The 18,685-nt window shown below is 68.1% G+C and carries 17 protein-coding genes and 5 pseudogenes; 14 read left to right on the plus strand and 8 right to left on the minus strand.

Features of this window, described 5'->3' with window-relative positions; translation table 11 throughout:
- The first annotated feature begins 103 nt into the window (after window positions 1-103).
- Window positions 104-832 carry a hypothetical protein gene (locus SY89_RS14805; protein WP_144427280.1) on the plus strand — a complete coding sequence of 243 codons (729 nt, stop codon included), beginning with the start codon at window positions 104-106 and terminating at the stop codon, window positions 830-832.
- A gap of 572 nt (window positions 833-1,404) precedes the next feature.
- On the opposite strand, the gene SY89_RS14810 is transcribed toward SY89_RS14805, so the two are convergent.
- Entirely contained in the window at window positions 1,405-1,914 is a 510-nt protein-coding gene (locus SY89_RS14810) for a TspO/MBR family protein (RefSeq protein WP_054584924.1), read from the minus strand.
- A gap of 94 nt (window positions 1,915-2,008) precedes the next feature.
- On the opposite strand from SY89_RS14810, the pseudogene glmU reads away from it, so the two are divergent.
- Window positions 2,009-3,252, plus strand: a pseudogene (gene glmU / locus SY89_RS14815) (bifunctional sugar-1-phosphate nucleotidylyltransferase/acetyltransferase).
- A 4-nt stretch (window positions 3,253-3,256) separates the two neighbouring features.
- Here the strand turns inward: glmU and SY89_RS14820 are convergent.
- Window positions 3,257-3,535, minus strand: coding sequence for a HalOD1 output domain-containing protein (locus tag SY89_RS14820; protein ID WP_080506771.1), 279 nt, complete (start codon window positions 3,533-3,535; stop codon window positions 3,257-3,259).
- A 239-nt stretch (window positions 3,536-3,774) separates the two neighbouring features.
- Here SY89_RS14820 and SY89_RS17495 point away from each other — a divergent pair, with 239 nt between their 5' ends.
- Window positions 3,775-3,942, plus strand: coding sequence for a hypothetical protein (locus SY89_RS17495; protein ID WP_189319215.1), 168 nt, complete (start codon window positions 3,775-3,777; stop codon window positions 3,940-3,942).
- Between the two features lie 175 nt (window positions 3,943-4,117).
- Window positions 4,118-4,423: a PadR family transcriptional regulator gene (locus SY89_RS14825; RefSeq protein WP_054584925.1), complete on the plus strand. Its 306-nt coding sequence runs from the start codon at window positions 4,118-4,120 to the stop codon at window positions 4,421-4,423.
- A 291-nt stretch (window positions 4,424-4,714) separates the two neighbouring features.
- On the opposite strand, the gene SY89_RS14830 is transcribed toward SY89_RS14825, so the two are convergent.
- From SY89_RS14830 to glmS, 3 genes are all read right to left on the minus strand, one after another.
- Window positions 4,715-4,996, minus strand: coding sequence for a winged helix-turn-helix domain-containing protein (locus SY89_RS14830; protein ID WP_054584926.1), 282 nt, complete (start codon window positions 4,994-4,996; stop codon window positions 4,715-4,717).
- Window positions 4,997-5,057: 61 nt separating this feature from the next.
- Window positions 5,058-5,582, minus strand: coding sequence for a DUF7344 domain-containing protein (locus tag SY89_RS14835; RefSeq protein ID WP_054584927.1), 525 nt, complete (start codon window positions 5,580-5,582; stop codon window positions 5,058-5,060).
- A 40-nt stretch (window positions 5,583-5,622) separates the two neighbouring features.
- A complete protein-coding gene (gene glmS, locus SY89_RS14840) occupies window positions 5,623-7,443 on the minus strand; it encodes a glutamine--fructose-6-phosphate transaminase (isomerizing) (protein ID WP_054584928.1) in 1,821 nt (606 codons plus the stop codon).
- A 477-nt stretch (window positions 7,444-7,920) separates the two neighbouring features.
- Here glmS and SY89_RS17850 point away from each other — a divergent pair, with 477 nt between their 5' ends.
- A complete protein-coding gene (locus SY89_RS17850; RefSeq protein ID WP_054584929.1) occupies window positions 7,921-8,538 on the plus strand; it encodes a DUF7344 domain-containing protein in 618 nt (205 codons plus the stop codon).
- A gap of 48 nt (window positions 8,539-8,586) precedes the next feature.
- On the opposite strand, the gene glmM is transcribed toward SY89_RS17850, so the two are convergent.
- Both glmM and SY89_RS14855 read right to left on the minus strand, forming a co-directional pair.
- On the minus strand, window positions 8,587-9,933 hold the full coding sequence (gene glmM / locus SY89_RS14850) for a phosphoglucosamine mutase (protein ID WP_054584930.1): 1,347 nt from the start codon (window positions 9,931-9,933) through the stop codon (window positions 8,587-8,589).
- 97 nt (window positions 9,934-10,030) lie between these two features.
- The gene (locus tag SY89_RS14855; RefSeq protein ID WP_080506772.1) at window positions 10,031-11,173 is read right to left on the minus strand and encodes a glycosyltransferase family 2 protein; all 1,143 of its coding nucleotides are present in this window, start codon (window positions 11,171-11,173) and stop codon (window positions 10,031-10,033) included.
- 215 nt (window positions 11,174-11,388) lie between these two features.
- Here SY89_RS14855 and SY89_RS14860 point away from each other — a divergent pair, with 215 nt between their 5' ends.
- The 6 genes and pseudogenes from SY89_RS14860 (at window position 11,389) to SY89_RS14875 (ending at window position 15,143) form a co-directional block, all read left to right on the plus strand.
- Window positions 11,389-11,862: a hypothetical protein gene (locus SY89_RS14860; protein ID WP_054584931.1), complete on the plus strand. Its 474-nt coding sequence runs from the start codon at window positions 11,389-11,391 to the stop codon at window positions 11,860-11,862.
- Window positions 11,853-12,329, plus strand: a pseudogene (locus SY89_RS14865) (PKD domain-containing protein); the annotation flags it as partial. The gene SY89_RS14860 and the pseudogene SY89_RS14865, both read left to right, overlap by 10 nt.
- A 116-nt stretch (window positions 12,330-12,445) precedes the next feature.
- A pseudogene (locus tag SY89_RS19735) lies at window positions 12,446-12,544 on the plus strand (hypothetical protein); the annotation flags it as partial.
- Window positions 12,545-12,630: 86 nt separating this feature from the next.
- Window positions 12,631-14,232: pseudogene (locus SY89_RS19160) on the plus strand (PKD domain-containing protein); the annotation flags it as partial.
- 305 nt (window positions 14,233-14,537) lie between these two features.
- Window positions 14,538-14,654, plus strand: a pseudogene (locus SY89_RS19740) (hypothetical protein); the annotation flags it as partial.
- Between the two features lie 51 nt (window positions 14,655-14,705).
- Entirely contained in the window at window positions 14,706-15,143 is a 438-nt protein-coding gene (locus SY89_RS14875; protein WP_054584934.1) for a CARDB domain-containing protein, read from the plus strand.
- A gap of 42 nt (window positions 15,144-15,185) precedes the next feature.
- Here SY89_RS14875 and SY89_RS14880 read toward each other — a convergent pair whose 3' ends face one another.
- On the minus strand, window positions 15,186-16,718 hold the full coding sequence (locus SY89_RS14880; protein ID WP_054584935.1) for a right-handed parallel beta-helix repeat-containing protein: 1,533 nt from the start codon (window positions 16,716-16,718) through the stop codon (window positions 15,186-15,188).
- Window positions 16,719-17,052: 334 nt separating this feature from the next.
- Here SY89_RS14880 and SY89_RS19170 point away from each other — a divergent pair, with 334 nt between their 5' ends.
- The 3 genes from SY89_RS19170 to SY89_RS14895 are packed head-to-tail and all read left to right on the plus strand — an operon-like array spanning window position 17,053 to window position 18,644.
- Window positions 17,053-17,703, plus strand: a complete 651-nt coding sequence (locus SY89_RS19170) for a DUF1616 domain-containing protein (RefSeq protein WP_054584936.1) — start codon at window positions 17,053-17,055, stop codon at window positions 17,701-17,703.
- The gene (locus SY89_RS19175; protein WP_080506791.1) at window positions 17,700-18,062 is read left to right on the plus strand and encodes a DUF1616 domain-containing protein; all 363 of its coding nucleotides are present in this window, start codon (window positions 17,700-17,702) and stop codon (window positions 18,060-18,062) included. The genes SY89_RS19170 and SY89_RS19175 overlap by 4 nt, the downstream gene beginning before the upstream one ends.
- 3 nt (window positions 18,063-18,065) lie before the next feature.
- Window positions 18,066-18,644 (plus strand): metal-dependent hydrolase, encoded by a 579-nt coding sequence (locus SY89_RS14895; protein ID WP_080506775.1) that lies wholly within the window; start codon window positions 18,066-18,068, stop codon window positions 18,642-18,644.
- Window positions 18,645-18,685 lie beyond the last annotated feature (41 nt).

Consider the following 18,685-nt stretch of genomic DNA (forward strand, 5'->3'; position numbering starts at 1 on the left):
GGGCTCGGTGACGCAGCCCACCGAAGGACAGATCGCGCCGCAGGAACCCGTCCAGGCATCCCAGCAGCCCCCGGCGCAACAACAGAGTCGGCAGCAGCCGACCGTGCAGCCCCAGGCCGGACAGCTTCCGGCCGGCCAGCAGTTCGGTGTTGGGACGGCGGCGCAACAGCTCCCAGCGCAGCAGCAACAGCCGATCGGCCAGCAGCAGGCCGCCCAACAGCCGCCACAGCAGGGCGGACAGCAGGTCGCCCCACAGCCGCCACAGGCGGTCACCCAACAGCCGCCACAGCAGGGCGGACAGCAGGCGATCCAACAGCCCGCGGGCGGGTACGCGGCCCAGCCGCCGCTGGCCATCGGCGTCCCCGCGCAGGCGGGTGCCGCTGGCGCCTCCCCGACGCAGGCCGCCGGCGGGCAGCACGCCGGCCAGGCCGGCACGTTCCAGGGTGCGCCAGCGCAGTTGGCGAGCCAGCCCTCGGAGATCTACCCCGAGGAGTTTGTCGATCACCTCTCCGAGGAGGCCCGGAACTGCCTCGACGACTGTATCGACGTGAGTCAGGTGGCGGCCTGGTGCTCCGACCAGTGTATGGAGGAAGGCGCCCAGATGGCCCAGTGTAGCCGCCTCTGCAACGAGGCGTCCACCCTCGGCTCGGTCACGGCGGAGTTCATCGCCCGCGACTCGATGAACCTCCCCGCGATCGTCGACGCCTACGTCGAGACTGCCGAGCGTGCGCGAGACGAACTAACCAACTTCGACTCGCCGCACACCAACGAGGCGGAGATGGTGCTCGAACGCTCCATTAACTCCAGTCTCGACATGCTGGAGACGCGCTAACCGGGCCGCGAGGGCCGCGGCCGCTGACGGGCGGGCCGTACCGTGGATAAACAGCCCTTTCCGGCCGCGTAACGCCGGCCTTCGGCGTGAACGGTCGGGCGGGTTTATACCGGCTTGGGCGTACTGGCGGTGTGATGTCCCGAGACGATTCAGACGTCGACAGCAGCGTCAACACCGACGACGTGCCCGACACGGAGTATCGCACCGACGCCCGTGCCGGCGCCGAGCCAGCCGGTGAGCCGCCGTCGGAGCTGGCAGCGCGGCTCTCGTCGACCGTCCCCTCACGACGATCCTACGGCGCCGAGCGGCTCGACAGCACCGACAACGGGCTGCTCACGCCACGTGAGCGACAGTACCTCCGCCACGCCCACCGGCTGGACGACGACGACCGCGACGCCGTCGAAGACGTCGTCACCGATCGGGTGGCCGAGTTCGTCGACACGGAGTGGCCCGTGATCCAGGAGACCTGCCCGAGGCCGCGGCGGCGCTCCGCGAGGAACTCTGTGTGGGTGAGGACTGAGCACGCTACTGGGACCCGCGCAGCGCCGTCGCGGTTTTTCGCCGGCGTCGGATCAGTTCAACACCCAGAACTCGTAGTTGAGATAGGCCGCGAAGCTGACCCAGAGGAGATACGGCACCAGAAGCGCCGCCGCGCGTCGGTCGACGCGGGCGAAGGCGAGGATCGTCGCCACGATCAGCGCCCAGAGCAGGGCGATCACTGCGAGCCCCAGCGCCACGTTTTGGGCGCCGAAGAAGGCCGCGGACCACGCGAGATTGAACACGAACTGCGCGACGAACACGCCGATTGCGAGCCGAGCCGCTCGCGGTGCGCTGTCGGCGCGACGCCACACCAGCCAGACGGCGCCACCCATCAGGGCGAACAGCGTCGTCCAGACCGGGGCGAACACCCAGTTCGGCGGCGCCAGCGCCGGCTGCTGGAGCGTCTCGTACCAGCTCGCGAGCCCCTGGGCCGTGAACACGGCGCCGGAGGCCCCGACGATCTCGACCAGGAGCACCGACGTCACGAGCGAGAGCACTGGCCGATCCTGCGGGAGGTCACGGAGCCGAGACCGAACGGTCATGCCGGCTATTCGGTCGCAGAGGGGAAATACGTACGCTCGGCGTGTCACCTTTAGCCGGCGCGTTACTTTGCGGCCGGCCCGACCGGAACGGCCCATGCAGACTGTCGTACTCGCTGCCGGCGAAGGGAGCCGCATGGGCGTCCTGACCGACGAGACACCGAAACCGTGCCTGCCGGTCGCCGGCCGGCCGCTGGTGAGCCACACCCTCGACGCCGCGGTGGCGGCCGGCGCCTCACGGTTCCTCGTGGTCGTCGGCTACGGCGCCGAGCAGGTGCGCGACGCGCTGGGCGACAGCCACGACGAAATTCCGATCGAGTACTGTAGGCAGCCGACCCAGCGCGGGACCGCCGACGCCGTGTTGCGGGCCCGCTCGCGACTCACGGACGCGCCGTTCGTCGTCCTCAACGGCGACGCGCTGTACGATGCGGCGTCTCTCGCCAGCGTGTACGACCACGTCCCAGCCGTCGGTGCTGCGGTCGTTGACGAGCCCGAACAGTACGGCGTTCTGTCGCTGGCTGATGGTGAGGACGGCGGTGTGAGCGAGGGACGGGCGATCTCCGGCGACGGCGGCGTCGCCGGGCGGGTGGTGGGGGTGACCGAGAAGCCCGACACGCCCACCAGTAATCTCGTCAACGCCGGCGCGTACGGCTTCCCGGCTCACGCGCTGGACGCGCTCGAGGAGGTGTCCGAGAGCGAGCGCGGGGAGTTCGAACTCACCGACCTGCTCGCCGAGCTCTGTGGGACCGACCACGTCGAAGCCGTGGCGTTCGACCGCTGGATCGACGTGGGACGGCCCTGGGAGCTGCTGGCCGCCAACGAGTGGAAGCTGGGCGAGGTCGACCGACGCATCGACGGCGACGTGGCGCGGGGCGCCACGATCGAGGGTGCCGTCGTCGTCGAGGCGGGCGCGACCGTGCGAGACGGCGTGACGATCGAGGGTCCCGCCGTGGTCCAGTCGGGCGCGACCGTCGGGCCGAACGCGTACGTCCGCGGGGCGACGCTGCTCGGGCCGGACGTACACGTCGGCCACGCGGTGGAGATCAAAAACAGCGTACTCAGGCGGGGGACCAACGTCGCCCACCTCTCCTACGTCGGGGACAGCATCCTCGGGCGGGGGTGAACTTCGGTGCCGGGACAGTCGTCGCGAACCTCCGCCACGACGGCGCGCCGGTCGACCTGACGGTTGCGGACGAGCGACGCACGACAGGCCGACGAAAGTTCGGCGCCGTCGTCGGCCACGGGACGAAAACCGGCATCGACACCAGCATCAACGCGGGAGTGACGCTCGCTCCCGACAGTCGGACGACTGTCAGTGAGTCCGTCACCCGCGACCGCTAGCGGCCTACGGCTTCTCCGCGACTTCGACGTGGGTCGTCCCGTCGGCGACGACCGTCACGCGATAGCCGGCGTAGTCGAACCCGACGGTCAACCCGGTGTCCGGCGCGTTCTCGATAAGCCTCGTTAGCGCGTCCGGATCGATCGCTTCGTACAGGCGAGTGTCCAGGGCGGTCGGTTCGACCCCTTCCCGTTCGGCGACGGCTGTAACGATTCGGGTCGTCACGTCGCCGTCCGCCCCAACCTCGCTCGATCCCCTTCCAACCACGCTCCTCTGACTCGTCATCGTCCGGTTTTTGGCAGACCCGAAGAAAAGCGTTGCGACACTTACCATACGTTCACCGTTTTTCTGTTGTCTCTATTGACGTGTCACCGCCGAAAATGAGCGGCCGAAGGCGCCGGGTGACCATACCAAACCAGTAGCACGCACGTCGAAGTAATGTGATGACAATTAACAAATTACGATCGTATTACTTGTTACTATGAGTCGCATTACTATGGTCTCTCCTGTCTTGGATACGAGCCATGACGGGGATCAGTGAGGCCGACATGAACCGTATCAACGAGTTCATCAAACGCAACAAGTTCGAACGCAGTCCCGATCTGCTCTGTCCGGACGAGGACGAATCACCCGACGACGCCGCGGACGGGATCGGGGGACGACTCGTGAGAACGGGTGACAAAGACGAGTAGGCGCAACACAATCCGGTAGCACACTGCTATTCTCGGCTGACTGACGAACCGGCGGTCGCATCGCTGGCGTGCCATCGTTGTTGGCTGTGGTGTCGTCGACGCCCCCACCAGCGGTTCCTGTACCTCCGCCTGTTGTACAATCATAACAATACCGGCGGGTCCGCAGGCTGTGAGTATGGTTGTCAGCGTCCACGAGCTCACCGGCTTCCAGCGAGATCTCCTCTACGTGATCGCCGGCTCCGATCACCCAACCGGGCAGATCGTCCGCGAGGAACTCGAACGGAGCACGGGGCGGGAGATCACTCACGGTCGGCTCTACCCGAACCTGGACGCGCTCGTGGAGGCGGGGCTCGTCGAGAAGGGGGCGAGAAACCGCCGGAGCAACTTCTACGAGCTCACCGACGACGGCAAGGAGGCACTCCAGTTACGCCGCCGCTGGGAGAACGAACTGTACGGCAAACTGATGACGACCCACGGGTGAGATTTAGGCGCCCACGTCGTCGACGAGGTCGGGACGGGTGAGACGTTCGACGAGCAGTGCAACGACGGCCGCGGTCAGGACCAGAACGAGCCCGAGTAGCTTCTTGCCCATGGCCGACCGTACCCTGAGGAGCCATTTGGTTATAGTCCGGGTACCGGACGCCAGCCGTGGGTATTCTGGGCGGGCCCGACCGAACACCGTCGCGGTCGACGCCGTCACCGGAGGCTGGGCGGATCGCCTTGCGACTCGAAGTAGTGGTCCGGGATGAACGTCTCGTCGCCCCTCGCGCCCTCACTCCTTGGCCAGCCCCTTCGACTGGATCAGCTCCCACGTCTCCGATCCCTCGGTGGTAATGCCGTACACCCGCCCCTTGCGTCGGTCCTCCGGAACGAGCAGTTCGACGAGCCCCTGCTCCCGCAGCGAGTTCAGCGCGCGGGAGACGTGTGTCGAGGCGATATCCACGTCCGCGGAGATCTGGGTCGGCGTCGCCGGACTCTCGGCGAGCCGGCCGAGCACTAGTGTCCGGTGTCGGGAACTGATAACGTGGCCGACGACGTCCCAGTCGGGCGTCATCGGTGGGCCTCCGCGTTTCGGCGTCTGGCCCGTGTCGGTCGGTTGCGTCGGTGGCGGCCGATCATTGCCATTGCTCCGTCAGGTAATGTGCGCCGGCCACGACGACGAGCGTGGCGAACAGGGTGACGTTCAACGCGGTCACCGAGAGCCACGCGAAGGCGTCGGGAAACAGGAACACCCCGGCGTACATGCCGAGTGCGACGGCGGCGATCCCGGCGTAGATCGCCTCCCAGGGGATCCCGTTCGGGGTGTCGTCGGCCTGTTCCGGCAGGTAGCTGTCCAGCTCCGACACTGTCGACCTGAGCCTGACCTGTCCGCTGTCTTTGTCGTAATCCACGAGCCCCGCCTCGTCGAGCTTGGGGATGTGGATCTGGTACAGCGAGACGTAGACGCGTTTGATCTGTTTGTCGGTCAGTTCGTCGACCTCGACCCCGTTCTCCCACGCAGCCACGGATTCCGAGAGATCGTTCACCGAGACTGGCCCCTCGGCGCGGCGGAGTTTCGAGATCACGAATCGCCGACGCTTGTTACTCAACAGGTCGTAAACCGTGTCCTGCGTCAGCTCGTTCGATTCCTTCGTGGACATTGTGTGGGGCGGGTGTGGGTTCGGGATTCGGCCGGCGTCGTCACTCGACTGTGACGCTCTTCGCGAGGTTGCGCGGTTTGTCGATCGACCGGCCGAGCAGGTCCGCAACCCGGTAGGAGACGAGCTGCAGCTGGACGTTCGCGAGCAGTCCGGCCGCGACGGGATGGGTCTCCGGTATCGACAGGAACTCGTCGGCCGCTTCCGCGATCTCGTGATCGGTCCCGGCGGCGATGGCGACCACTGGGGCGCCACGGCTCCGGACCTCCTCGACGTTCTTCAGGGTTTTCTCGTCGTGGCGGCCGGTGAACACGGCGAACACTGTCGTATCGGAGGTCACGAGCGCGAGCGGCCCGTGTTTGAGTTCGCCGGCGGCGAACCCCTCCGCGTGCTCGTAGGTGATCTCCTTGAACTTCAGCGCGCTCTCCAGCGCGACCGGGTAGCCGACGCCCCGGCCGATGAAGAACTGCTCGTCGCGGTTGATGAACTGCGTCGCCAGCGCCTCCGCCGACGACTGGTTCAGGGTCTGCTCGACGTGCCCGGGCAGCTCCGTCAGCGCCGCGAGCAGCGCCTCCCGGTCGGGATCGACCGCCCCCGTCACGTCTTCGGCTATTCGCTCCGCGAGAAGCGCCAGCACCGCCACTTGTGAGGAGAACGTCTTCGTCGCAGCCACGCCGATCTCCGGGCCGGCGCGGATGAACAGCGCGTCGTCACAGACCCGCGCGGCCGTCGAGCCGATGACGTTCGTCACCGCCAGCGTGCGCGCGCCGCGATCGGCGGCGATCCGGATCGAGGAGAGCGTGTCGGCGGTCTCCCCGCTCTGGGTGACGGCGACGACGAGCGTGTCGTCGGTGACTGGCGCTGGCGTCGTCGTGTACTCGCCCGCGCTGAACACCTGTGCCGGGATGCCGCGATCAGCCAGTATCTGCTGGGCGTACAGCGCCGCGTGGTAGGACGTTCCGCAGGCGAGCAGGTGGACGACGCCCACGTCCTCGAACGTCCCCGGCGGGAACTCCTCGAGATGAACGTCCTTGTCGTCGGTGATACGACCCTTGATGGCGCGATCGAGCGCCGCCGGCTGCTCGTTGATCTCCTTCAGCATGTAGTGGTCGAACCCACCGCGCTGTGCGTCCTCGGGCTGCCAATCGACGGTCTGGACGGGGCGATCGACCGGGTTTCCGTCCAGGTCGGTGACCTCGTGGTGATCAGCCGCGAGTCGAACCACGTCGCCGTCTTCGAGGAAGGCGACGCGGTCCGTGTGTTCGAGGAACGACGGCACGTCGCTGGCGAGGAATCGCCGGTCCTCGCCGACGCCGACCACCAGCGGGGAGCCGTCACGGGCGGCGAACACGTCGTCCTCGCCCTCGACGACCATCGCGACGGCGAACCGGCCGTCGAGCCGGCCGATCGCCCGCCGGAACGCGTCTTCGGTCGACAGTCCCTGCTCGCGGTACATTTCGACGAGGTGCGGGACGACCTCGGTGTCGGTCTCGCTGGTGAACGTGTGACCACGCTCGATCAGCTCGCCGCGCAGCGCCGTGTAGTTCTCGACGATGCCGTTGTGGACGACCGAGACCTCGCCACTGCAGTCCGTGTGCGGATGCGCGTTCGCGTCCGTCGGGGCGCCGTGGGTGCTCCACCGGGTGTGGCCGATGCCGACGGCGCCAGAGGGGCGGACGCCCTGCAGTGCGTCGGCGAGCGCGTCGATCTCGCCTTCGCGTTTGACGACGGTGACGTGCTCCCCGTTCCGCACGGCGACGCCGCTGGAGTCGTAGCCGCGGTACTCCAGGTTCCGCAGCCCGTCGACCAGCGTGTCGAGCACGTCGTTCTCCGCCGGCGCGGCGCAGGCGGTTATGCCACACATGGGTTCCCTCCGTCGACGCCAGCGCGTCGGGGCGGCCCACGATGCGATCCTGACGCGGTCGAGGGGTGGATGGGCGCACGGTTCCGAGCGGTCGGTAGGTTCGATCTGTGTCGGGTCATCGTTGGCGTGGCCCGTCTCGCAGGCAACGTGCGGAAGATACACCGTCTATGAATTGTTATTCGGCGCTTGCAGGCTCTCATTCGACATTATGCGGCACTTTCCGGGTACGTCGCTGTCGACGGGCTCGGCGCCGGTCGCCGGGACCGGCGGACCACCCCAACACGAGTGAGTATGCTGTGGTTTCGGCCGGGTATGCGATGGATAACTAACTGTGCACGTCAGAAGGGAATCAAACGGACAGCTCGTGGCGTCACACTGCGAGCGACTCCGGAACCCCATCTATGATCCCCAAAGGAGCTGCTCAGGTCGGTCGGTACAGCGAAAGAATAATGTTACTCTGTACCAAGGACGACAGTAATGGTCGCTGACAATAAGGGTGAGGCCGTCGCGGGCACCACGACCGCGGAGACGGCACCGGGCATCGACGACGTGGCCGACGCGGAGTCGGTAGGTTCGGGCGAACAGCAGGGGGTGGAGGAGGTTGACGCCGAGCCGCTCTCGCTCGACGTGATCTTCGAGATCCTCCGCAACCGGCGGCGACAGTTAGTCCTCGAGTTCCTGCGTGATCGGGAGGACCCAGTCACGATCGGCGAACTCGCGGAACACATCGCCGCCATCGAGAACGAGACGACGGTCCGACAGCTGAACGCCCAGCAGCGGAAGCGGGTGTATATCGGGCTTTACCAGTGCCATCTGCCGAAGATGGACGACGTCGAGGTGATCGACTTCAACCAGTCCCGCGGGCGTATCACGGCCGGATCGAAGATCGACCCGCTGTACGATTACCTCGACGTGGCCAACGGCGAGCACGGCGACGACGACGAGGCGCCGTTCGAACGGAAACACGGCGTCGGCTTCGTCGCGACCACTGCCGCCTTCTTCGCCGCCCAACTGGCCGGTGCATACCTGCTCGCGAGCGTGTTCGTCCTGCTCCTTCTCGTCGGCACGGCGGCGGTCGTGGCTGGCGATCTCTGAGCGGTCCTCTCCCCTTTTAGCGGCCTCCCCGACGACAGCCACGAGCGGTTAGCTCGTGGGCTGTCGCTCGATGCTCCCGGTGTCGATCGCCTCGGTGACCAGCTTCTCGGCCGTCTGAAGCAGCGTCTCCATCCGATCGCGGTCGCGGGCCTCGGCGGTGATCCGGACCAGCGGTTCGGTCCCGCTCGCCCGAACGAGGAACCAGCCCTCGTCCACGTCGACCCGCGCGCCGTCGACGGTCGTGATCCGGTCGTCGCCGTCGGGCATCGCCTCGATGATCTGTTCGACGATGGCTTCGTTCCGATCGGTTTCGACGGTCCGCCGGCTGATCGGCACCGTGTGAACGTCCGCGACGAGCGCGTCGAGGGAGCCGTCGGTCGCGACCATCGCTGCGAGCTTCGCGGCCGCCAGCGGGCCGTCCGGTGCCAGGGTCTCGTCGGGCCAGATCCACGCGCCGCTCGGCTCGCCGCCGAACACTACGTCCGGTTCGGCGGCCCGGCGCGCGACGTAGCCGTCACCCACCTGGGTGTACGTCACGTCGGCGCCGACGGCCGCGAGTTCGTCACGGATCGCCATGCTGGCGTCGATGGGGACCGCCACCCGGTCGCCGCCCGACGCCGCCCGGCGAGCGAACAGCGCCAACAGCACGTCGCCGGGGACGAACGTGCCCGACTCGGTGACGGCGAGCATCCGGTCGGCGTCGCCGTCGTGCGCGACACCCATGTCGGCGTCGCTGGCTGCCACCAGCTGCCGCAGGGTAGCACAGCTCTCGGCCGTCGGTTCGCTCTTGCGAGCGGGGAACGAGCCGTCCGGGACGCCGTTCAGCGTCGTCACCGCACAGCCGAGCCGGCGCAGCGCGGCCGCGGTGAGTTCGCCGGTGCCGTTGCCCACGTCGACGACCACGGTCAACGGAGGGTCGATCGCCACTGCGTCGGCGATGGCGTCGAGGTGGCGCCCCCGAGCGCCGCCGAACCGGTGCCGGGAGCCGGTTTCGTCCCACGACGCGAAGCTGTACTCGCCGTGCCGGATGCGGTCGGCGATGGCGGTCTGTTCGTCGCCCACGACCGACGAGCCGTCGGGGCGCCAGAGCTTCAGCCCGTTGTCGCTGGGCGGGTTGTGCGAGGCGGTGACGGCGACGCCCATATCGGCGTCGTACCAGTCGACGGCTCGCGCGATCGTCGGCGACGGGAGCTCGCCCAGTCTGGCGACGTCCGCGCCGCACTCCCGCAGTCCTGCCGAGAGCGCGTCGACCAGCAACGGCCCCGTCTCGCGCGGGTCGCGTCCCACGACGACGTGCTCGTTTCCTTCCGAGGCGACCGCGCGCCCGACCGCCAGTGCGGTCCCGGCCGTCACGTCCTCGCCGAACTCCCCGCGGATGCCGCTGGTTCCGAACATGGCCCATACAGTCGTGGCTGTGCTGTTTGTTAGCACCCGAATACTGTATCGCGGCGAACCGGGAGTCGCGGCGGCGACGCGGATCGCGACTCGTCACTCAGTCCGAGGCGGTGTTCGGCCCAGTGTGCTCCTCCGACCGCGACGGCTCTCCCTGTGTGGCCGGGTCAGCGCCGGCCTGCGAGCGCCGCGGATCGATCGTGGTGTGTTCACCCGTATCACCCGCGGACGGCGCCTGCAGCGGTGTGGGCTCCCGCTCTCGACGGCGTTCGGCGGGCGTGATCACGGCGTCGAGGTGGTCGTTCGCCGCCCGGTCCATCGCCATCGCCCAGGTGAACGCGACCATCGCGAAGAGGCCGAACCCCAGCGCAAGGGCGCCGCGGATCGCGGGCGTCGCGGTCGTCCCGACGCCCGGCATCGCCCAGACCAAGGCGGCGATCGACGCCATCGAGGCGACGCCGCCGGCCGCGTAGGCGCCGACCAGCGGGTGGAAGTCGTAGGCGAGGTAGTTGGTTTTCAGCCGCCAGAGGAAGTTCCGCAGCAGCATGAGCGACACGCGGGGCACGTACGTGCGGTAGCGGATGTGGCTCTCCTCGTCGCCGTAGATGATGGGACTTGGCACATCCACCACCCGGAGGCGGGCGGCGTTGAGTTTCACCAGTAGGTCGTTGCAGTAGCCGTAGAACTCGTACATCTCGTCGACGGCGGCGGTCTCGAGCGCGTGCAACGAGATGGCGGTGTAGCCGTTCTGCGGGTCGCCACAGCTCCAGTAGCCGCTGGCGATCTTCGTGAGCGCCCCCAGGACGGCGTTGCCGACGAACCGGTGACTCGGCATCGAGCCGCGCCCGGTTCGGTCGAGAAACCGGTTGCCCTTGGTGTAGTCGGCGTCGCCGTCGACGATCGGATCGAACAGTTCGTCGAGCATGCCCGGCTCCATCTGGCCGTCGCCGCCCATCACCGCCGTAAGCTCGATCCGGTCATCGCGAGCCCGTTCGTAGCCGGTTTTGATCGCCCCGCCCACGCCGCGGTTCTGTTCGTGCTGGATCGGGATCACCCGGGCGTCGGCGTCGCCGTCGCTCGCGTCGGCAGTCGCCTGGATCTCCGCCCATGTCCCGTCGGTCGACCCGTCGTCGACGGCGTAGATCCGATCGACGAACGCGGGCACCGACGCGATGGTGTCGCCGACGAACCCCTCCTCGTTGTACGCCGGAATAACCACGGCCGTCGTGTGTCCTCTGTACATAATCGGTCGCCGGAGCGCCGGCGAGTTGGCCGTGGCTACGACGACCCCACCGATTGTTACCCGTCGCCTGTCGCGTCGGCGGCGCCGAACCGGGCCGGACTGGCAGTCACGAGGCGGCAAGCGGCGCCATCTCCTTGACGGCGACCCGAACCGTCAGTGTCGACGCCGCTGAAGCCGATTCATAACAAAGCGCCGAACCGTCCAGTCCGTTCTTAATGAGCAAGAGACGCGTCCTCGTGGCGATTGCCCTCGTCGTGCTCGCACCGGTCTGGGGCGCCGTGGTCGTCTCGGCGGCACCCGTCGAGAACGACACCTACGCGGTGGCACAGGGCACAAGTTGTACCGAAATCCAGCCAGTGACGAACGAGAGTCAGCCCGCCGAGGCGTTCTACGACTACCGCAACCCCAACACGGAGCCGAACTCCTCGACGTTCAGTTCCTTCGGCACCACCGAGTACCAGGAGAGCTCGACGAGCACGCTGCTGTTCTACGAGGGGAGCGAGGGCGCCAGCATCGTTCTCGTCCACGGCGAACTCGGCGATGAGGACGGCGGAAGCACGCTCACGATGGCGTTCGAGGGGCTGCCCGCCGACGGCGCGTGGGTCGTCGAGGACGACGAGTACAGTGGGCGCGACGACGACTGGGATCTCGGCGACACCACCGCGTCGATCGACTGGATGTGGGGCTGAACCGCACAGACGGGGGCGTCTACCGCGGGATCGGCAACGCGTCTGGGCCGATCGTCATCACGCCCGCGTTCAACGAGGATGCCACCTACTGGGGCGACTGGGGCTACTCCGGCAGCGACGCCTACCGTCTCGACGCGTGGCGCCTGATCGACGCCGACGGCTCGACGACGCTTCTCGACCGTGGCCGCCGGCTGTTCATCCACGGCGGCGGCTGTGAGGCGACGCCGCCGACCGCCGAGCTGACCGGTCCGACCACCGCCGACACCGGCGAGGCGATCACGCTCGACGCCAGCGGAACGACCGACGACGGCACGATCGGCGGTTACGAGTGGGACTTCGACGCCGACGGCGAGATCGACGAGGTGACCGCCGGCCCGACCACGGACCACGCCTTCGAGGAGCGCGGCAACCGCACAGTCGCGGTCACGGCGTTCGACACGTACGGGAACGGCGATACGGCCGACCTCCAGGTGAACGTCACCGTGCCCGCGACGCCGCCGAACGCGAGCCTCGACGCGCCGGCGTCGGCGACGGTGAACGAGTCCGTCACACTCGACGCCAGCAACGCGACCGACGAGGGGAGATCGTCGGCTACGAGTGGGACGCCGACGGCGACGGCACACTCGACGGGACCACCACCGACCCGGTTCTCGAGTACACGTACAACGACACCGGCACCGTCGAGCCGACGGTAAGCGTCGTCGACGACGACAACGAAACCGATACTGCGACGGCGTCGATTGAGATCCAGCCCCCAACCAGCCGCCTACGGCCGCGCTGGACGCCCCCGCGACGGTTCGAGTCGATCAGCCGGTCACCTTCGACGCCAGTGGCTCGACTGACGATCGGGGAATCGAGAGCTACCGCTGGGACTTCGACGGCGACGGCACGGTCGACGCGACCACCGCCACGCCGACCGTCGAGCACACCTTCGTGAACACCAGTTCCGGCGTCGAGGCCAGCGTCACCGTCGTCGACAGCGCGGGACTGAACGACACCGCGTCCGCGACGTTCGATATCCTCCCGAACGACCCGCCGAACGCCAGTCTCGACGGGCCGGCCAACGTCACTGTCGGCGCGCCGGCGACGTTCGATGCGAGCGAATCGACTGACGACCAGGGGATCGAGACGTACCGCTGGGACTTCGACGGCGACGGCACGATCGACGCTACCACCAGCGAACCAGTCGTCGACCACACTTTCGAAACCGCTACTGCCGGGATCGAAGCGAGCGTCACCGTCGTCGACAGCGCGGGACTGAACGATACGGCGTCGGTGACGCTCGATGTCCTGCCAGACAACCCCCCCAACGCCAGTCTCGACGGGCCGGCCAACGTCACTGTCGGTGCGCCGGCGACGTTCGACGCGAGCGAATCGACTGACGACCAGGGGATCGAGATGTACCGCTGGGACTTCGACGGCGACGGCACGATCGACGCCACCACCGCCACGCCGGTCGTCGAGCACGCGTACCAATCGTCGGGCAGCGTCACGGTAACTGTCACCGTCGTCGACACGGCGAACCAGACCGCGACCGCGTCGGCATCGGTGCAGGTCCAGCCTGAGGCCACCCCGCCGTCGGCAGCCCTGTCGGTGCCGGGGGAAGCCACGGTCGGCCAGTCGGTGTCCTTGGACGCGGGCAACTCCACCGACGACGGGACGATCACGGCCTACCGCTGGGACTTCGACGGCGACGGGGAAATCGACGCCGAGACCCAAGTGGCGACCATCGAGCACGCGTACAACGAGTCCGACGAGTTCCAGCCCGCGGTGACGGTCGTCGACGACGATAACGAGACGGACTCCTTGTCGGCGTCGATCGCGATTCAGGCGGCCGACTGGTCGCCGAACGTCACCCTCGACTCGCCGAGGGAAGTGCTCGCCGACGAACCGGTGACGCTGAACGTGAGCGTATCCTCAGACAGTGCAGACGGTGATGGCGGCGAGGGCGATGCGGTCGAGGTCGAGGGATATCGCTGGGATTTCGACGGCGACGGGACGATCGACGCCGAGACCGAAGCCCCCACCATCGAGCACACGTTCACTGCGGCAGGACGCGTGTCGGTTGGCGTAACCGTCGTCGCCGAGGACGGACAGACGGCGACGAGCAGCGCGACGATCGCCGTGGGTGATCCGGCCGCCGCAACGGCGGAAGTCGGCGTCGACACGTCCAACCCGACCGCCGGCGAGCCGGTCGTCTTCACCGCCAGCAACGCCACGGCGGCGACGCCGATCGTGAGCTACGACTGGACGTTCGGCGACGGCGCTAACGCGACCGGCGCCACTGTCGACCACGTCTACACCGCGGCTGGCGAGTACGAGGTGACGCTGACGATCACGACCGAGGGCGGCGTGACCGCGAACGCGACGACGACTGTCAGCGTCGCGGCCGCCGACGGTGGCAGCAACGACGGCGGCAGCAACGACGGCGGTGGCAACGACGGCGGTAGCAACGATGGGGAAGCAACGACGGTGGATCTGAGGACGACAGCAACGACAGCGGAACCGACGGTGGCGACGATAGCGGCGGAACCACCGGGGGACAGAGCGGTGGCACCAGCGGCGGCCAGTCGGGTACCGAGCAGCCGACCGCCGAACCCGAACCCGATCCCGAACCCGATATCGGGCCAGCGAACGTCACCCTCGGAACTCAGGAGCTACTCGTCGGTGAGACGCTGGTCGTCGAGGCCAGCGTGGCGAACCACGGCAACGCCTCGGGCACGAAAACCGTGGAGTTCGAAGTCGAGGGCGAGATCCTCGAGAGCCGGCAGATCCCGCTTGCCCCGGGCGAGAACCGGACGGTGTCGTTCAGCCACCAGTTCACCTCGCCGGGGACGAAGGCCGTGGAGGTCGACCAGGGCAAGACGTGGCAGGTCGAGGTCCGGCCACGGGAGCCGAACATCTCCGTTGCGTCCCTAACTGTCGACGAACGCGAGGTCCAACCCGGCGAGCAGTTCACCATTGTCGCGAACGTCACGAACACGGGTGATGCACCCGGCGAGCGAACGGTGTCGCTGCAGCTGTTCGGTGAGACGGTCGCGACGAGGAACGTCTCGCTGGCAGTCGGCGACACCACCAGCGTCACGTTCAACCGCTCGGTGGTGACCGCCGGTAGCTACGACGCGACGGTGGGGAACGAGACGGTGCAGGTCACAGTTGTCGGCGACACTGCGACGACCCAGCCACCGTCGACGACGACCGAAGGCCCCGGGCTCGGTGCGCTGAGCGCGCTCGCCGCACTCATGGCCGTCGCGGCGGCGCTGCGCCGTCGCCGACGCTAGTCGGTAGCCAAACTCGCTGGCCGTCAGAAAAACAGCCGCGGTTCAGCAGCTGTTGTTCGCGACTGTCGTCTTGTTGGTGCCGTTGCGTGCCACGAACTCGTGGTGATCGTTCCAGCAGATGCTGTTGTTGCTGACCACCGTTCCGGTCACCCCACGCAGGTCGACGCCGTCGTCGACGTTTCCGTGGATCGAGTTCAGCTCGACGGTGCCGTTCAGGACGAACCGAAGGTAGAGCCCGTCGTCACTGTTCTTGAGCAGCCGGTTGTCCCGGATCGACGCCAGCGTCCCGTTGTGAACGTCGACGCCATCGTCGTTGTTGTTGCGTGCGAGGGTGCCCATCACGACGACGCCGTCGCCCGTGACGTACACCCCGTCGTCGGCGTTTTTCACCACCGTGTTGTTCACCAGGGTCGCATCGGCTGAAGCCGCGATCGTGATCCCGTCGTCGCGGTTCGAAACTGCGGTGTTGTTCGTGAGCTCCGCATCGCTCCCGCCGACGATCCGCACACCGTCACGGCTTCGAACTACGTGGTTCTCCGCCACGACCACCGCCGTCGTGTTGACGGCCACGATCCCGTTTCCCCTGCTGTCGCGAACCACGTTGTCGACGATCCGAACCGGCTCCGGCGGCGTCGGCGAGAGCAGTGTCACGTCCACGTACCGCCGCGTCGTCGTCCCGGTATCGTCGACTGCGTCCGAGAGGCCGCCGTAGGACAGCTCGGCCATGCCGCTCGGCAGCATCGGGTGGAGGACGACGCCCCCGCCGCGGAAGTTGGGTGCCGGCCGGTTCCGTGGGACCTCGACGTCGCCGATGCCGCCGACGTGGATGCTGCTGCCCTGCACGTCGTCGAACGTGTTCGCCCGAACTGTCACGGCCGCGGCGTCGGCCACGTCGACCCCGCCCACGGTGTCCTGAACGCTGTTGTTCGCGATCAGTACCTCGTCCCCGGTCACGCGGACGGCGGCGCCGCCGGTCGCGTCGAACGTGCTGTTCACTACGCGGCTGTCGGCACCGCGGAGATCGACGCCCATCCCGGTGAGGGCCGTGAACTCGGTGTCGGCGATAGCGACATCGCTCACGTCGTCGTGGATGCGGACGCCGAGACTGCCGTTCCGGATCTCGCTGTCCGCCAGCGTCACGTCCTTGGCGCCGTCGTCGATCGCAACACCGAGCGAGGCGGAATCGACGACGGTCTCGGCGACTCGAGCGTCCGTAACGTCCCGTAGCGAGACGCCGGTCGACCAGTTGGTCACCGTCACGTTGCTGACAGTCAACTCGTCGACGCCGGCCGCGCTGATCGCCGTCCCGGAGCCGTTGCCGGCGATGCTGTAGCCAGCGCCGTCGATCGTCACGCCGTCGGCGGTCACGTCGAGACAGTCGTCGCTCGCGGTCAGGTCCCCCGCAAGCACGTACTCGCCAGCTTCGTCGATCGTCCGGCAGTCCTGGATCGGTGTGGAATCGGCGCTCGCCGCCACGCCGGCGGCAACCCCCGGTAGCCCAGCCGTTACGACGAGGCCGGCCACCAGGAGTGTGAGCGCCGCCCGCGCCGTCGACTCGAACGTTGGTTGGTGCATGTACGGCCCAACCCAGGCGGGACGAGCATAATGTAAGAAACAGCTTTCCACCCCGGAGACGCCTCGACAAGCCGGTTCTCTCGGTTTTGCGCTCGACGGCCTGATCCGCACGAAATACGCCCCTACGCAGGTCCCTCCTGCGGCTGCTCTCCCCCGAGCGGGTGAAGCGGTGCCTAACAAAGTGTCGGTACCCGGTCGTGCCGGATATGCGACGCAGGCATCCGCAGCCGCAGGGCGGGGTCAAGGGGAACGCCGGTGGCGGTTGGCGATCCCGGGGGCGAACGACCGCCTTCGATCGGCGGCCAACCCACCACTCCCTGCATCGAGGTGGGCGATGAGCGCCAGTGGCGATACCGGGATCGGCCGGATCACTGCCGAGTTGGGCGATCTGTTCGCCGTCACTGGCTACGCGGTCGTCGCTGGCGGCGCGATCCTGCTGGGCGTCGACGGCCCGCTGCGCGTGCTGCTCGCGGCGGGACTGCTCGGGTTCTGCCCGGGCTACGCCGTCGTCTCGCTACTCCTGCCGCGGACGATGCGGAGCCCGTCGACGGGCGATCGGCAGCCGCGATGGCGGCACCGCAGCGCACTCGGCGTCGCCACCTCGGTGATTCTCCTCGTGCTCGCTGGCGTGGCACTGGCTCCGGTCGGCTACGACCCCGCAACGCTGATCGGGGTCGTGGTCGGTTCGACCCTGATCGCGTCAGTCGGTGCGGCCGCCCGTCGCCTGCGGACGCCGCCGGACCAGCGACTCCGGCTCCCGATCGGGCCGGTCGTTCGCGACGCCCGCTCGGCGATGAACGGCGCCGGCGCCCTCCTCAACGTCGCGCTCGCGATCGCCGTCGTTGTGGGGATGGCTACGCTCGCGGTGGGGCTGGCTGCCCCCGACCACGGGGAGATGTACTCGGAGGTCGCGCTGGTGAGCGAGGACGGGGGGCAGTCGGCCGGGGGGTCGGGTCGTACGTCAGCGGCGAGGAGTCGACGCTGACCCTCGAGGTCGAGAACCAAGCCGGGACGAACCAGTCCTACACCGCCGTCGTCGTGTTGGAGCGGTTCAGTGACCCACGAGGCGGCGGGGAGACGACGGCACTCCCCACCCTCGTCGAGCGGGCGGAGCTCTCGCGTACGACGCTGTCGGTCCCGGGCAACGCCACGACGACCCAGTCGCTCGCGTTCACGCCCACCCTGCTCGGTGACGAACTCCGGCTGAGCGTCTACGTCTACGTCGGCCCAGCCCCCGAGTCGGCGTCGCCGGAGACCGCCGACTACCACCTCTACCGCTGGGTCGATGTCGGTGACAGCGCGTCGTCGCTCCCGCTGCCCGCTCCGGTTCCGAGTGGGGGCTGAGCTGTGTGGCCGTGGGATCACGCCGCAGTCGGCTATCTTCTCGTCTCGGGAGCGAGCCGCCTGCTGTGGGGGCGACCGCCGAGCCGTCGCGTCGGCGCCCTCGCCGTCGTCGCTGCCGTGCTCCCGGACCTAATCGACAAGCCACTCTCGTGGGGGCTTGGCTTGCTGCCCTCGGGCCGGTCGCTCGCCCACTCCCTCCTCATCGCCGCGCCCGTGCTGATCCTCCTGCTCGGCATCGGGATCGCGTATCACCGTCGTCGAGCCGCGGTCGCGTTCAGCATCGCGTACCTGAGCCACCTCGCGGGTGACGTGGCGTACCCGCTGCTCGTCGACGGCGAGCTTCGGCTCGGCTTCCTCCTGTGGCCGCTGGTGCCCGCCGGTACCAGTGGCTCCGGCGCCGGCGTCCCGTATCTCGCAGATCTCGTCGTCGACTTCATCGACGTGCTGGCCTCTCCGAGGGGGCTTGCCTACCTCACCGTCGACGCGCTCGTGCTCGGACTCGCCGTCGTCGTCTGGTGGCGGGATCGCCGCACCGACCGGGGCGCCAGATCGAAGCGGGTGGCGCCGGGCGCGGAGGACTGAGCGCCGGTGATGCGGCGTTCGGTACCGCCCCATAACAATCC

It is taken from the genome of Halolamina pelagica (assembly GCF_001307315.1).
Lineage (GTDB): Archaea > Halobacteriota > Halobacteria > Halobacteriales > Haloferacaceae > Halolamina > Halolamina pelagica_B.